Source organism: Pseudomonas sp. D5(2026), from assembly GCF_057766845.1.
In genome coordinates, this window is the sequence record NZ_CM173421.1 from 327,293 (window position 1) to 342,184 (window position 14,892).

Sequence of the window (14,892 nt, forward strand, 5' to 3'; positions counted from 1 at the left end):
CTATCGGCGGACAAAAAAAGCCCCGCCAATCGACGGGGTTGAGGTACGAGCGTGGCAGCTCGAAAAGGGAACTGCCCCTCGCAAGGAGGGGCAGTGTGCTGCCTTACAGCAGCATGGTGCGGATATCGCCCAGCACGTCGCCCAGGCGCTTGGTGAAGCGCGCGGCGGCAGCGCCGTTGATCACACGGTGATCGTAGGACAGCGACAGCGGCAGCATCAGCTTTGGCTGGAAAGCCTTGCCATCCCAGACTGGCTGCATGGTCGCCTTGGAGACGCCCAGAATAGCCACTTCCGGCGCATTGACGATCGGCGTGAAGCCGGTGCCGCCAATGTGGCCGAGGCTGGAGATGGTGAAGCAAGCGCCTTGCATCTCGTCGGCCGACAGCTTCTTGGTGCGCGCCTTCTCAGCCAGTGCAGCGGCTTCGGCAGCCAGTTGCAGCAGGCTCTTCTGGTCGACGTTCTTGATCACAGGGACCAGCAGGCCGTCCGGAGTGTCCACGGCGAAGCCGATGTGCACATACTTCTTGCGGATGATGGCCTTGCCGCTTGGCGCCAGCGAGCTGTTGAAGTCCGGCAGTTCCTTGAGCAGGAAGGCGCAGGCCTTGAGCAGCAGTGGCAGCACGGTCAGCTTCACCCCAGCCTTCTCGGCCACGGCCTTCTGCGCAACGCGGAAGGCTTCCAGCTCGGTGATGTCAGCGGAGTCGAACTGGGTGACGTGCGGCACGTTCAACCAGCTGCGGTGCAGGTTGGCAGCACCGACCTGCATCAGGCGGGTCAGGGCCACTTCTTCCACTTCACCGAACTTGCTGAAGTCCACGGCAGGGATCGGCGGGATGCCGGCGCCGCCGGTTGCGCCAGCGGCGGCCGGGGCTTCCTTGGCCTTCTGCATCATCGCCTTGACGTATACCTGCACGTCTTCTTTCAGGATGCGGCCATGCGGACCGGTGGCGGCAACAGCGCCCAGGTCGACACCAAATTCACGGGCCAGCTGGCGAACCGCCGGGCCAGCGTGAACCTTGGCATTGCTGCCAGCGGCCGGTGCGGTAGCAACCGGTGCAGCGGCAGCGGCCGGGGCAGCAGCTGGAGCGGGTGCGGCAGCCGGAGCAGCCTCAGCCTCAGCCTTGGCCGGGGCAGCAGCAGCTGGAGCCGCTGCAGCAGGCGCAGCGCCAGCAACCTTGAGCTTGAAGATCAGGTCGCCAGTGCCGACTTCGTCTTCCAGCTTGCACAGAACTTCTTCAACCACGCCAGCAGCCGGCGACGGGATTTCCATGGAGGCCTTGTCGGACTCCAGGGTAATCAGCGACTGGTCAGCTTCGACGGTGTCGCCGACTTTGACCAGCACTTCGATGATCTTGGCTTTGCCCGACGAACCGATGTCCGGCACGTGGATGTCCTGCACGCTGGCAGCAGCCGGAGCTGCAGCCGGAGCAGGGGCGGCTTCGGCGGCCGGAGCCGGCGCAGCTGCCTGAGCAGGAGCGGCAGCAGCCGGCGCCTCAGGGGCCGCAGCAGCGGCGCCCTCGGCTTCCAGGACCAGCAGCTCGTCGCCTTCTTTCAGGCGGTCGCCCAGCTTGACCTTCAGCTCCTTGATGACGCCGGCCTTGGGCGCCGGGATTTCCATGGAGGCCTTGTCGGACTCCAGGGTCAGCAGGCTCTGGTCAGCCTCGATACGGTCACCGACCTTGACGAACAGCTCGATGATTTCACCTTCACCGCTGCCGATGTCAGGTACGCGAATGAGTTCGCTCACTTAAAAATACTCCTCAGCAGTCCAGTGGGTTGCGCTTGTCCGGGTCGATACCGAACTTGACGATAGCGTCTGCAACAACCTTGGGTTCGATCTCGCCACGGTCAGCCAGGGCTTCCAGGGCAGCCAGCACCACGAAGTGGCGGTCGACTTCGAAGAAGTGACGCAGCTTCTTGCGGCTGTCGCTGCGACCGTAACCGTCGGTACCCAGGACTTTGAACTCTTTGCTCGGTACCCACTGGCGAATCTGCTCGGCGAACAGCTTCATGTAGTCGGTAGAGGCGATGACCGGGCCTTTGCGACCGTTCAGGCACTGCTCGACGTAGGTCTGCTGTGGCTTCTGGCCAGGCTTCAGGCGGTTGGCGCGTTCCACGGCCAGGCCGTCGCGACGCAGTTCGTTGAAGCTGGTGACGCTCCACACGTCGGCACCGACGTTGAACTCTTCACGCAGGATCTTCGCGGCTTCGCGGACTTCGCGCAGGATGGTGCCGGAGCCCATCAGCTGTACGTGGTGTGCGGCTTCGCGGGTGTCCTCTTCCAGCAGGTACATGCCCTTGATGATGCCTTCCTCGACACCGGCCGGCATGGCTGGCTGCTGGTAGGATTCGTTCATCACGGTGATGTAGTAGAAGATGTCCTGTTGCTCTTCGGTCATCTTCTTCATGCCGTCCTGGATGATCACCGCCAGCTCGTAGCCGTAGGTCGGATCGTAGGTGCGGCAGTTCGGGATGGTGCCCGCCATCATGTGGCTGTGACCGTCTTCGTGCTGCAGGCCTTCACCGTTGAGGGTGGTACGGCCGGCGGTACCGCCGATCAGGAAACCACGGGTGCGGCTGTCGCCAGCGGCCCAGGCCAGGTCGCCAATACGCTGGAAACCGAACATCGAGTAGAAGATGTAGAACGGCAGCATCGGCTGGTTGTGGCAGCTGTACGAGGTACCGGCAGCGATGAACGACGACATGGCGCCGGCTTCGTTGATGCCTTCCTCGAGGATCTGGCCCTTCTTGTCTTCGCGGTAGAACATCACCTGGTCTTTATCGACTGGCTCGTAGAGCTGGCCGACCGACGAGTAGATGCCCAACTGGCGGAACATGCCTTCCATACCGAAGGTACGGGCTTCGTCCGGGATGATCGGAACGATGCGCTGGCCAATGTCCTTGTCCTTGACCAGCTGCGCCAGAATACGCACGAAGGCCATGGTGGTGGAGATTTCGCGGTCGCCCGAGCCGTCCAGGATCGCTTTCAGCGTTTCCAGTGGCGGGGTCGGCACGCTGAAGCTCTTGGCACGGCGCTGCGGTACGAAGCCACCCAGGGCTGCGCGGCGCTCGGCCAGGTACTTGGCTTCGGCAGAACCTTCTTCCGGCTTGAAGAACGGCAGGTTCTCCAGGTCGGCATCCTTGACCGGGATGTCGAAGCGGTCACGGAAGTGACGCAGGCTGTCGACGTCGACCTTCTTGGTGTTGTGCGCGGTGTTCTTGGCTTCGCCAGCACCGGTGCCGTAACCCTTGATGGTCTTGGCCAGGATGACGGTCGGCTGCTCTTTGTGGTTCACAGCCTGGTGATACGCCGCGTAGACCTTGTACGGGTCGTGACCGCCACGGTTGAGCTTCCAGATCTCTTCGTCGGACAGGTCTTCGACCATGGCCTTGAGTTCCGGGGTGTTGAAGAAGTGCTCGCGAACGTACGCGCCGTCTTTGGCTTTGTAGTTCTGGTATTCGCCGTCGATGACTTCGTCCATGCGGCGCTGCAGGGCACCGTTGGTGTCCTTCGCCAGCAGTGGGTCCCAGAAACGGCCCCAGACGACTTTGTTGACGTTCCAGCCACCGCCACGGAACACGCCTTCGAGTTCCTGGATGATCTTGCCGTTGCCGCGAACCGGGCCGTCGAGGCGCTGCAGGTTGCAGTTGATGACGAAGATCAGGTTGTCCAGCTTCTCGCGGCCGGCCAGGGCGATTGCACCCAGGGATTCCGGCTCGTCGCACTCACCGTCGCCCATGAAGCACCAGACCTTCTGCTTGCCGGCCGGGATGAAGCCACGGGCTTCCAGGTACTTCATGAAGCGTGCCTGGTAGATCGCCTGGATTGGGCCCAGACCCATCGAAACGGTCGGGAACTGCCAGAAGTCAGGCATCAACCATGGGTGCGGGTACGAAGACAGGCCGTTGCCGTCCACTTCCTGACGGAAGTTGTTCATCTGGTCTTCGCTGATACGGCCTTCCATGAAGGCACGGGCGTAGACGCCAGGCGAAGCGTGGCCCTGGAAGAAGACCAGGTCGCCGCCGTGTTCTTCGGTAGGGGCCTGGAAGAAGTAGTTGAAGCCGATGTCGTACAGGGTGGCACTGGAGGCGAAGCTAGAGATGTGTCCGCCCAGGTCCGAGTCTTTCAGGTTGGTACGCATGACCATGGCCAGCGCGTTCCAACGCACCATCGAGCGAATGCGGCGTTCCATGAACAGGTCGCCAGGCATGCGTGCTTCGTGGGTGACAGGGATGGTGTTGCGGTATGGCGTGGTGATCGCATACGGCAGCTGGGAGCCACTACGGGTGGCCAGCTCGCCCATACGGGTCATCAGGTAATGAGCGCGGTCTTCGCCTTCTTTGTCGAGGACCGACTCCAGGGCATCCAGCCATTCCTGGGTTTCGATTGGATCGAGGTCTTGCATGGCTTGCTCCAGGGCGGAAAGGCAACCAGAATCGATTGCCTGAGATTGCGACTGGCCTTATGGGCAGACGTCGTGAATTCTTGGATTACCGGGGTGTCTTCCGGCGCGTTGTAGTTTTACTACATTTGCTTTCGCATTTCATGCTTTTACACGACACGAGTAGTAGTAAAACTACATTTGTGCGACGTTTGGTCGCACCTTGGCTTGTGAGGAAAAACGTTCATGTTGGTTGGCATTGTGTCGCGAACGGGTGGTTCTTGATGTTTGTTGCCAAGTTTTCGTTTTTTTCAGCTATTTCCAACTTTTGTACGACAGTCCAACCGTGGTCCGGCTTCCCCTTGGCCGCTTTTTCCCCTCTATTTCACGCCGATCAAGGATAGACCATGCGCCTACCTTTGCCCTCCGATCTGCCTGCCACCTTGCAGCCGCTGGTCACTCGCAACCAGCAGTTCATCAGCGATGCCGTGGCCGGCCACCCCGAACTCGACCTGCAGGCCTGGAGCCCGCTGCACCGGCAGCAGTTCGACCAGGTGGCTGCTGCCAGCGAGTTCGTGCTCAGCCTGGCCCAGCGCGAGCCCGCCATGCTGTTCGCCCTGCTGGCCAGTGGCGAGCTGGAGCGGCGATACGCCCCGGGTGAGCTGCGCGGGCAAATCGCCGCAACGGCCCAGGCAGCACAGAGCGAGGACGAACTGGCGCGCAATCTGCGCCGCGCGCGCAACCGCCAGCAGTTGCGCATTATCTGGCGCGACATTACCCGTCAGGCGGAACTTGGCGAAACCTGCCGGGACCTGTCGGACCTTGCCGATGCGGCCATCGACGAAGCCTACCAATGGCTGTACCCGCGCCATTGCCAGCAATTCGGGACGCCCATCGGCAACCGCAGCGGCCAGCCGCAGCACATGGTGGTGCTGGGCATGGGCAAGCTGGGAGCGGTAGAGCTTAACCTGTCGTCGGACATCGACCTGATCTTCGGTTTCCCCGAGGGCGGTGAAACCGAAGGGGTGAAGCGCTCGCTGGACAACCAGGAGTTCTTCACGCGCCTGGGCCAAAGGCTGATCAAGGCGCTGGACCCGGTTACTGTCGACGGCTTTGTGTTTCGCGTTGACATGCGCCTGCGTCCCTATGGTTCGGCGGGTGCCCTGGTGCTCAGCTTCAATGCACTGGAGCAGTACTACCAGGACCAGGGCCGCGACTGGGAACGTTACGCGATGATCAAGGCGCGAGTGGTGGCCGGCGATCAGGCGGCCGGCGCGCAGTTGCAGGAAATGCTGCGCCCGTTCGTGTACCGCCGCTACCTGGACTTTTCCGCAATCGAAGCGTTGCGCACCATGAAGCAGCTGATCCAACAGGAAGTGCGGCGCAAGGGCATGGCCGAGAACATCAAGCTGGGTGCCGGTGGTATTCGCGAAGTGGAGTTCATCGCCCAGGCCTTCCAGCTGATCCACGGCGGGCGTGACCTCAGCCTGCAGCAGCGGCCGTTGCTCAAGGTGCTGGCCACCCTGGAAGGCCAAGGCTACCTGCCGCCGGCGGTGGTGGCCGAGCTGCGCGAGGGCTATGAGTTCCTGCGCTATACCGAGCACGCCATCCAGGCCATCGCCGACCGCCAGACGCAAATGTTGCCGGAAGGTGAAACCGATCAGGCACGAGTGGCCTACATGCTCGGCTTTGCCGACTGGCAGAGCTTCCATGACCAGTTGATGTACTGGCGTGGCCGCATAGACTGGCATTTCCGCCAGGTCATTGCCGACCCGGATGATGAAGACGGTGAAGGCGAACTGGTGGTGGGTGGCGAGTGGTCGCCGTTGTGGGAGCAGGCGCAGGATGAAGAAGCCGCTGGCCGGCAATTGCAAGAGGCTGGCTTCAAGCAACCCGCCGAAGCCTTGAGGCGCCTGGCCGGGCTGCGTTCCAGCCCGCAGTTGCGCTCGATGCAGCGCATCGGCCGTGAGCGACTTGACGCATTCATCCCACGGCTGCTGGCCCAGGCGGTGGAGCATGACAACCCTGACCTGGTGCTTGAGCGGGTGCTGCCATTGGTCGAGGCTGTGGCAAGGCGTTCTGCCTACCTGGTACTGCTGACCGAAAACCCCGGTGCCTTGCGCCGTTTGCTGACGCTGTGCGCCGCCAGCCCGTGGATTGCCGAGCAGATTGCCCTTTACCCGTTGCTGCTCGACGAACTGCTCAATGAGGGCCGCTTGTTCAGCCCGCCCTTGGCGCCAGAACTGGCCAGCGAGCTGCGCGAGCGCCTGACGCGCATCCCTGAGGACGACCTGGAGCAGCAGATGGAGGCGCTGCGCCATTTCAAGCTGGCCCACAGCCTGCGCGTGGCTGCCTCGGAAATCAGCGGCAATCTGCCGTTGATGAAAGTCAGCGATTACCTGACCTGGCTGGCTGAAGCCATCCTCGACCAGGTGCTGGCCCTGGCCTGGCGCCAGACCGTGGCCCGCCACGGCCAACCCAAGCGCAGCGACGGCAGCCTGTGCGACCCAGGTTTCATCATCATCGGTTACGGCAAGATGGGCGGCCTGGAGCTAGGCCACGGTTCGGACCTGGACCTGGTCTTCATCCATGATGGCGATCCGCAGGCGGAAACCGACGGTGCGAAGCCTATCGACAGTGCGCAGTTCTTCACGCGTCTGGGGCAGCGCATCATCCACTTGCTGACCACCCAGACCAACTCGGGCCAACTGTACGACGTGGATATGCGCCTGCGCCCGTCCGGCGCCTCGGGCCTGCTGGTCAGCTCGCTGGGCGCCTTCGAGCGCTACCAGCAGAACGAAGCCTGGACCTGGGAACACCAGGCGCTGGTGCGAGCCCGCGTGCTGGTGGGTTGCAAGCAGGTGGGTGCGGCGTTCGAAGGTGTGCGCGCCAAGGTTCTGGGCCAGGCGCGCGACCTGGAAAAACTGCGCGACGAGGTGAGTGAAATGCGCGCCAAGATGCGTGACAACCTCGGTACCAAGGCGACGGCTGCCGGTACTGCGGCGAACGCCTTCGACGCCGGTGTACCCTTCGATATCAAGCAGGATGCCGGCGGTATCGTCGATATCGAATTTATGGTGCAATACGCCGCTTTGGCCTGGTCCCATGACCATCCGGCCCTACTGCGATGGACCGATAACATCCGCATTCTGGAAGAGCTGGAGCAGGCGAACTTGATGCCGGCCAGTGACGCGGTGCTGTTGCGTGAAGTGTACAAGGCGTTCCGCTCGGCCTCCCACCGCCAGGCCTTGCAGAAGCAGGCCGGGGTGATCGATGCGGCGCAGTTTGCCGATGAACGCCGTGAAGTGCGGCGGATCTGGGGTGAGTTGGGTTTAAGCTGATACCGTGTTGGCTTATTCGTGGGCAAGCCCGCACCCACAGGTACTGCGCAGGCCCTGAGCAGTGTGCAATCCCTGTGGCAGCGGGCTTGCCCGCGAATAGGCCATGTGAGTGGTACACTGTCCGCCACATAGCCTGAATATAAAGAGGGGAGGCCAGGCTGTACCGCAGCCTGTAGCCTCCCCGAGCGTTTCTGGACTAAGCATGAGAATACTGATCATTGGCCCCAGCTGGGTCGGCGACATGGTGATGGCGCAAACCCTGTTCCAGTGCCTGAAACAGCAGCACCCCGACTGCGTGATCGACGTGCTGGCTCCTGAATGGAGCCGGCCGATCCTCGAACGCATGCCTGAAGTGCGTCAGGCCTTGAGCTTCCCGCTCGGCCACGGTGCGCTGGAGCTGGCCACGCGGCGGCGCATCGGCAAGTCCCTGGCCGGCCAGTACGACCAGGCCATCCTCCTGCCCAACTCGCTCAAGTCGGCGCTGGTGCCCTTTTTTGCAGGCATTCCAAAACGCACCGGCTGGCGTGGTGAAATGCGCTTCGGCCTGCTGAACGATGTGCGCAAGCTGGACAAGGCCCGCTACCCGCTGATGATCGAGCGCTTCATGGCCCTGGCTTACGCACCCGGCGCCGAGCTGCCGCAGCCATACCCGCGCCCCAACCTGCAGATCGAAGCGCAAAGCCGTGACGCCGCCCTGGCTAAGTTTGGTCTGGAACTGGATCGTCCGGTACTGGCGCTGTGCCCTGGCGCCGAGTTTGGCGAAGCCAAGCGCTGGCCGGCAGAGCACTATGCCGCTGTGGCCGATGCGATGATTCGCCAAGGCTGGCAAGTGTGGCTGTTCGGCTCGAAGAACGATCACCCGGTCGGTGAGCAGATCCGCGACCGGCTGATTCCGGGGATCCGTGAAGAGTCGTACAACCTGGCCGGTGAGACCTCGCTGGCCGAGGCCATCGACCTGATGTCCTGCGCCCATGCAGTGGTGTCCAACGACTCCGGCCTGATGCACGTGGCCGCGGCGCTGAACCGTCCATTGGTGGCGGTGTACGGCTCGACTTCACCCGGCTTCACCCCGCCGCTGGCCGAACAGGTGGAAGTGGTGCGCACCGGTATCGAGTGCAGCCCGTGCTTTGACCGCACTTGTCGCTTCGGCCATTACAATTGCCTGCGGCTGCTGGAACCGGGCAAAGTGATCGCCGCCCTGCACAGCCTCAGCGGACCTGACCTGATTGATACCGTGGCCGAGGTCGACTAAGTGCGGGTACTGATCATCAAGACCTCGTCGCTGGGGGATGTCATCCACACCCTGCCGGCGCTTACCGATGCCGCCCATGCCATTCCCGGCATCCGTTTCGATTGGGTGGTAGAAGAAGGCTTCGCCGAAATCCCCAGTTGGCACCCCGCGGTCGACCAGGTCATCCCGGTGGCGATCCGTCGCTGGCGCAAGAACCTCTGGCAAACCATCAAGAGTGGCGAGTGGAAGGCGTTCAAGCAGCGCGTGCGCGAGCGCAAGTACGACCTTGTGATCGACGCCCAGGGCCTGGTCAAGTCGGCCTGGTTGACCCGTTACGTGAAGGCACCCGTCGCCGGCCTGGACCGCTACTCGGCGCGCGAAGGCTGGGCCAGCCGCTTCTACGACCGGCCTCTGTCGGTTGCTACCGGCCAGCACGCGGTGGAGCGGGTACGCCAACTGTTTGCCATGGCCCTGGCCTATGACCTGCCAGAAGGCATCGGCAACTACGGCCTGGACCTCGACCGCCTGCAACTGCCCCCGGCTGCGCCCTATGTGGTGTTCCTGCATGGCACCACCTGGGCGACCAAGCATTGGCCCGAAGCCTACTGGCGCGAACTGGCCGAGCGCATGGGCCGGCGCAAGCTGGAAGTGCGCCTGCCTTGGGGTAATCCGGCTGAGAAGGCGCGGGCCGAGCGAATTGCCCAAGGCTTGAACAACTGTCAGGTGCTCCCCAAATTGAACCTTGCCGGCGTCGCTCGTGTTCTGGCGGCGGCAAAGGCCTGCGTGGCGGTCGATACCGGCCTTGGCCACCTGGCGGCGGCACTCGATGTGCCCACCCTTTCGCTGTTTGGCCCAACCAACCCGGGCCTGACTGGCGCCTACGGACGGACCCAGATTCACCAGGCCAGTGACTGGCCTTGCGCTCCCTGCCTGCAGAAGAAGTGCACCTACAAACCGAGCGCCGATGACCTGGCCCGGTTCGATCTGAAACGCGAGTGGCCACTGTGCTTCACTCGCCTGAATCCCGAGCATGTGGCGAGCCGCTTGAGCGCGTTGCTGCTGGCTGAGGATGTCCGTTGATGCAACTGGCTTTCGTGCTTTACAAATATTTCCCCTTCGGCGGGCTGCAGCGCGATTTCATGCGCATTGCCCTGGAATGCCAGAAGCGGGGCCACCAGATCCGTGTGTATACGCTGATCTGGGAGGGTGACATTCCGCCGGGCTTCGAAGTGCTGGTGGCGCCGGTGAAGGCGATCTTCAACCACCGCCGCAACGAGAAGCTCAGCGCCTGGATGGCCGCCGACCTGGCCAAGCGCCCGGTTGACCGCCTGATCGGCTTCAACAAGATGCCGGGGCTGGACGTGTACTACGCCGCCGACGGCTGCTTCGAGGACAAGGCGCAGACCCTGCGCGGTGGCCTGTACCGCCGCTGGGGCCGCTACCGGCACTTTGCCGAGTACGAGCGTGCGGTGTTTGCCAAGGACGCCCATACCGAAGTGCTGATGATTTCCGAAGTGCAGCAGCCGCTGTTCATCAAGCATTACGGCACCCCGGTAGAACGCTTCCACCTGCTGCCGCCAGGTATTTCCCAGGATCGCCGTGCGCCGGCCAATGCCGCCGAGATCCGCGCCGAGTTCCGCAAGGAATTCAATCTTGGGGATGACGACCTGCTGCTGGTGCAGATTGGCTCAGGCTTCAAGACCAAAGGCGTGGACCGCAGCCTCAAGGCACTGGCCGCGCTGCCGTCAGCCCTGCGCAAACGCACCAGGCTGATGGTGATCGGCCAGGACGACCCCAAGGTATTCCAGCTGCAAAGCGCTACCCTGGGTCTGGGCGACCAGGTGCAGTTCCTCAAGGGCCGTAGCGACATCCCGCGCTTCCTGCTGGGCGCCGACCTGCTGATTCACCCGGCGTACAACGAGAATACCGGTACGGTGCTGCTCGAAGCGTTGGTCGCCGGCTTGCCGGTGCTGGTGTCCAAGGTGTGCGGTTATGCCCACTACATTGCCGAGGCCGACAGCGGCCTGGTGCTGGACGAGCCGTTCGAACAAGATCAGCTCAACGGCTATCTGCAGCGCATGCTCGAAGACCCGCAGGCGCGTGCCAGCTGGTCGCGCAATGGCCTGGCATTTGCTGATAGCGCCGATCTGTACAGCATGCCGCAGCATGCTGCCGACGTGATCCTGGGGCAAAAAACCGCATGAAGCTGATATTGGCCGAACCCTTCAAACGCCTGTGGGCCGGGCGTGATGCCTTCGACGCCGTGGAGGCGCTGCAAGGCGAGGTCTATCGCGAGCTGGAAGGGCGCCGCACGCTGCGCACCGAAGTGGCTGGCGAGGGCTTTTTCGTCAAGATCCACCGTGGCATCGGCTGGGGCGAGATCTTCAAGAACCTGTTCACCGCCAAGCTGCCGGTGCTCGGTGCCGGCCAGGAGTGGCAGGCCATCCAGCGCCTGCATGAGGTGGGTGTGCCTACCATGACCGCAGTCGCCTATGGCGAGCGCGGCAGCAACCCGGCCGCGCAGCACTCGTTCATCATCACTGAAGAGCTGGCGCCGACCATCAGCCTGGAAGACTTCAGCATCGACTGGGTCAAGCAGCCGCCTGAGCCGCGCCTGAAGCGTGCACTGATCGCCGAGGTGGCGAAGATGACTGGCGGGATGCACCGCGCCGGGGTCAACCACCGCGATTGCTACATCTGCCATTTCCTGCTGCACACCGACCGACCGGTGACGGCGGATGACTTCAAACTGTCGGTGATCGACCTGCACCGCGCGCAAACCCGTGCCAGAATCAGCCGCCGCTGGCGCGACAAGGACCTGGCTGCGCTGTACTTTTCGGCCCTGGACATTGGCCTGACCCAACGCGACAAGCTGCGCTTCCTGCGCGGTTACTTCCAGCGTCCGCTGCGGCAGGTGCTGAAGGACGAAGCCGCGCTGCTCGCCTGGTTGGAGCGCAAGGCCCAGAAACTCTACGATCGCAAGCAACGCTATGGGGATGCACTCTGATGGCGAGTTGGACACTGGCGCCGGGTTACGAACACCTGGCGGCGGACTTCGGCAGCCTTGATGCGGTATTTGCCCTCCAGGGCGAACGCCTGACCCGCGACCCGCTCAGTGAGGTGGTACGCATCGAACGTGACGGGATCAACTACTACGTCAAGCGCTACACCGGGGCCGGCAAGCACATGCGACGGTACCTGGGGCGGCCACGCATCAAGGCCGAATGGCAAAACCTCAAGCAATTCGCAAAATGGGGTATCCCCACCGCCGAAGTAGTGGCCTGGGGCCTGGAGCGCAACGGCCTGGCCTTTGGCCGTGGCGCGATGATCACCCGTGAACTGCCGCGCACCGAAGACCTGTCGGCCCTGGCCGAACAAAACGATCCGCGCTTGGCCGACCGCACCTGGGTCGACCATATCAGCCGTCAACTGGCGCGCCATACCCGGGTCATGCACGAGCACCGCTTCGCCCATAACGATTTGAAGTGGCGCAACCTGCTGGTCGATGACCAGGGCACGCTATTCTTCATCGACTGCCCCACCGGTGACTTCTGGCGCGGATTCATGTGGCGCCACCGGATGATCAAAGACCTGGCATGCCTGGACAAAGTGGCCAAATACCACCTGTCAGCTACCCAGCGCCTGCGCTTCTACCTGCAATACCGTGGCCGTGACCGGCTGAATGTGCGTGACAAGAAGCGCATTCGTCGGGTACTGGGCTTTTTCGAGGGAAGGGAATGACCGATTACCTGGCCAGCGCGGACCTCGCGCTGCTCAAGCGCCATGGCCTGGACGATTTCGAGGCGCTGTGGGCGCTGCAACTTGATGCAGTGGACGAACCCAACACCGGTCGCGGTGGCTGGAGCAGCGTCTTCCGTCTGGAACTCGAAGGCAAGGGCTACTACCTCAAGCGCCAGAGCGACTACCTGACCCGGACCTTGCACCGGCCGTTCGGCGAGCCCACCTTCGCCCGCGAATTCCGCAACATCAGTCGCTACCAGAAGCTGCGCATTCCGGCATTGCAGGCGGTGTTCTATGGCGAGCGCAAGCAGGGTGGCAAGCACCGGGCCATCCTGATGACCCGCGCTCTGGACGAATGGGCCGACCTCGAAAGCCTGCTGGCGCAATGGCCGCGGTTGGGTGAGGCCGAGCGCACCGGCATCCTGCAGGCCTGCGGCCAGCTGGCGCGTACCCTGCACAGTGCCGGGCAGGTGCATGGCTGCTTCTACCCCAAGCACATTTTCTTGCGCCAACGGCGCGACGGCTGGGATGCGCAACTGATCGACCTGGAAAAGACCCGTCCCCTGTTGCTCGGCATGCGTGACCGTCTCAAGGACCTGGAGCCACTGCTGCGCCGCGCCCAGGCGTGGAGCGTGCAGGATGTACGTACTTTGCTGGCTACCTACCTGGGGCAGCCCGCCGACGGCGCGCTGGTCGATACCTGGCTGCAACGGTTGACGCAACGCCGTCGTGAAAAAGAGGCCCGCTGATGCGTTTGTCTGAATTGAAGGATGCCGGGCGCAGCCCATCGCTGCCCCTGAGCATCACGTTGGTTGATGCCGCCGGCAGCGCCGACTTGCAATTGCTCAGCCTGCTGCGCGTGTTGCCGGGCCAGCGTTATGTGGGCGCTGGTGTCTGGCGTGGTACACCGGTGCTGGCAAAGTTGCTGGTCGGTGGTAACGCCGCACGGCATTTCCAGCGCGAACTGCAGGGTGTGAAATTGCTGGCCGAACAAGGCCTGACCACGCCGAAGCTACTGGCCGACGGCCTCAAGGAAGGCGAGGGCGGCTGGCTGCTGTTCGAGTTCCTTGACGGTGCCCAAGGCCTGGCCGATGCCTGGGCCGCAGTGGAAAACCTGCCAGTGTTGGCGGACGAGCAGCACCTGGTACTGGGCGAAGCGCTCACGGCTGTGGCGCACATGCACGCCCAAGGCCTTTGGCAGGAAGACCTGCACCTGGACAACCTGCTGCGCCATGCCGGCAAGCTGTATCTGATCGATGGTGCGGGCATAAGGGCGGAAACACCCGGTCAGCAGTTGTCGCGTCCACGGGTGCTGGAAAACCTCGGGGTGTTTTTCGCCCAGTTGCCCAAGCGCCTGGAGCCGTTCATCGAAGAGCTGCTGGTGCATTACCTGCTGGCCAATGCCGAGCATGCGTTGCCGCTGGAAGCCCTGCAGAAACAGGTGGACAAGGTGCGTACCTGGCGCCAGAAGGACTATCTGGACAAGGCTGGCCGCGAGTGCAGCCTGTTCAGCGTCCAGCGCACCCTCTCGGGCTTGCAGGCGATCCGCCGCAGTGAGGTCCAGGCCATGCAGCCTGTACTGGAGCAGGCCGATACGCTGATCGACAAGGGCCATTTGTACAAGACCGGTGGCGCTGCCAGCGTGGCGCGCATCGAGGTCAATGGTCGCCAGTTGGTGATCAAGCGCTACAACATCAAGAACACCGCGCATTGGTTCAAGCGCTTCTGGCGCCCGAGCCGGGCCTGGCATTCCTGGATTGAAGGCCACCGCCTGGAGTTCCTCGACATCGCCACGCCACGCCCCCTCGCGGTGCTGGAACAGCGGGTGCTGGGCCTGCGCAGCCGTGCCTACCTGGTCACCGAGTATGTCGACGGCCCGGACCTGACGGCATGCTTCGCGCCCTACGTCGAAAGCGGCGATGCGCCCGAGGAGCAGGTGTATGCCTTGGTGCACGTGATGCAGCAACTGATTCGCGAGCGCATCAGCCACGGCGACTTCAAAGGCCATAACCTGTTCTGGCACAACGGCCAGTGGTCGCTGATCGACCTCGATGCCATGTGCCAGCACGCCACCCAGCTCAGCTTCGCCCCGGCCTATGCCCGTGACCGGGCGCGGCTGCTGCGCAACTGGCCCAATGGCAGTGCCTTGCATCAGCGGCTGGACCGGCTGTTGCCAAAACTGGTCGACTGAGGCCGC

Annotated in this window: 10 protein-coding genes; 8 read left to right on the forward strand and 2 right to left on the reverse strand. The window is 63.1% G+C overall.

The genetic code is table 11. The features are described from left to right. Nucleotides 1–103 precede the first annotated feature (103 nt). Nucleotides 104–1,747 (reverse strand): dihydrolipoyllysine-residue acetyltransferase, encoded by a 1,644-nt coding sequence (aceF, locus tag AC3B5Q_RS01490; RefSeq protein ID WP_021782666.1) that lies wholly within the window; start codon nt 1,745–1,747, stop codon nt 104–106. 13 nt (nt 1,748–1,760) lie between these two features. Beyond that, on the reverse strand, nt 1,761–4,406 hold the full coding sequence (gene aceE, locus AC3B5Q_RS01495) for a pyruvate dehydrogenase (acetyl-transferring), homodimeric type (protein ID WP_003255651.1): 2,646 nt from the start codon (nt 4,404–4,406) through the stop codon (nt 1,761–1,763). 383 nt (nt 4,407–4,789) lie between these two features. Here aceE and glnE point away from each other — a divergent pair, with 383 nt between their 5' ends. From glnE to AC3B5Q_RS01535, 8 genes are all read left to right on the forward strand, one after another. Further along, nucleotides 4,790–7,723 (forward strand): bifunctional [glutamate--ammonia ligase]-adenylyl-L-tyrosine phosphorylase/[glutamate--ammonia-ligase] adenylyltransferase, encoded by a 2,934-nt coding sequence (gene glnE / locus AC3B5Q_RS01500; protein ID WP_021782667.1) that lies wholly within the window; start codon nt 4,790–4,792, stop codon nt 7,721–7,723. A gap of 202 nt (nt 7,724–7,925) precedes the next feature. Further along, complete coding sequence (waaF, locus tag AC3B5Q_RS01505; RefSeq protein WP_021782668.1) at nt 7,926–8,975, forward strand: lipopolysaccharide heptosyltransferase II; 1,050 nt, start codon at nt 7,926–7,928, stop codon at nt 8,973–8,975. Beyond that, nucleotides 8,976–10,034, forward strand: coding sequence for a lipopolysaccharide heptosyltransferase I (gene waaC / locus AC3B5Q_RS01510; protein WP_003255648.1), 1,059 nt, complete (start codon nt 8,976–8,978; stop codon nt 10,032–10,034). Continuing rightward, complete coding sequence (locus AC3B5Q_RS01515; RefSeq protein ID WP_003255647.1) at nt 10,034–11,158, forward strand: glycosyltransferase family 4 protein; 1,125 nt, start codon at nt 10,034–10,036, stop codon at nt 11,156–11,158. Before waaC ends, AC3B5Q_RS01515 begins: the two co-directional genes overlap by 1 nt. Beyond that, on the forward strand, nt 11,155–11,961 hold the full coding sequence (rfaP, locus tag AC3B5Q_RS01520; RefSeq protein WP_103463394.1) for a lipopolysaccharide core heptose(I) kinase RfaP: 807 nt from the start codon (nt 11,155–11,157) through the stop codon (nt 11,959–11,961). The genes AC3B5Q_RS01515 and rfaP overlap by 4 nt, the downstream gene beginning before the upstream one ends. After that, complete coding sequence (locus AC3B5Q_RS01525) at nt 11,961–12,695, forward strand: lipopolysaccharide kinase InaA family protein (protein WP_021782669.1); 735 nt, start codon at nt 11,961–11,963, stop codon at nt 12,693–12,695. Before rfaP ends, AC3B5Q_RS01525 begins: the two co-directional genes overlap by 1 nt. Beyond that, the gene (locus tag AC3B5Q_RS01530; protein WP_021782670.1) at nt 12,692–13,444 is read left to right on the forward strand and encodes a lipopolysaccharide kinase InaA family protein; all 753 of its coding nucleotides are present in this window, start codon (nt 12,692–12,694) and stop codon (nt 13,442–13,444) included. Before AC3B5Q_RS01525 ends, AC3B5Q_RS01530 begins: the two co-directional genes overlap by 4 nt. Next, a complete protein-coding gene (locus AC3B5Q_RS01535) occupies nt 13,444–14,886 on the forward strand; it encodes a lipopolysaccharide kinase InaA family protein (protein ID WP_488392801.1) in 1,443 nt (480 codons plus the stop codon). Before AC3B5Q_RS01530 ends, AC3B5Q_RS01535 begins: the two co-directional genes overlap by 1 nt. The last annotated feature ends 6 nt before the right edge of the window (nt 14,887–14,892 follow it).

Coding starts and splice junctions, on each gene's coding strand:
- aceE (WP_003255651.1), bottom strand. CDS start 4,406: ATGCAAGACCTCGATCCAATCGAAACCCAGGAATGGCTGGATGCCCTG.
- glnE (WP_021782667.1), top strand. CDS start 4,790: ATGCGCCTACCTTTGCCCTCCGATCTGCCTGCCACCTTGCAGCCGCTG.
- waaF (WP_021782668.1), top strand. CDS start 7,926: ATGAGAATACTGATCATTGGCCCCAGCTGGGTCGGCGACATGGTGATG.
- AC3B5Q_RS01515 (WP_003255647.1), top strand. CDS start 10,034: ATGCAACTGGCTTTCGTGCTTTACAAATATTTCCCCTTCGGCGGGCTG.
- rfaP (WP_103463394.1), top strand. CDS start 11,155: ATGAAGCTGATATTGGCCGAACCCTTCAAACGCCTGTGGGCCGGGCGT.
- AC3B5Q_RS01525 (WP_021782669.1), top strand. CDS start 11,961: ATGGCGAGTTGGACACTGGCGCCGGGTTACGAACACCTGGCGGCGGAC.
- AC3B5Q_RS01530 (WP_021782670.1), top strand. CDS start 12,692: ATGACCGATTACCTGGCCAGCGCGGACCTCGCGCTGCTCAAGCGCCAT.
- AC3B5Q_RS01535 (WP_488392801.1), top strand. CDS start 13,444: ATGCGTTTGTCTGAATTGAAGGATGCCGGGCGCAGCCCATCGCTGCCC.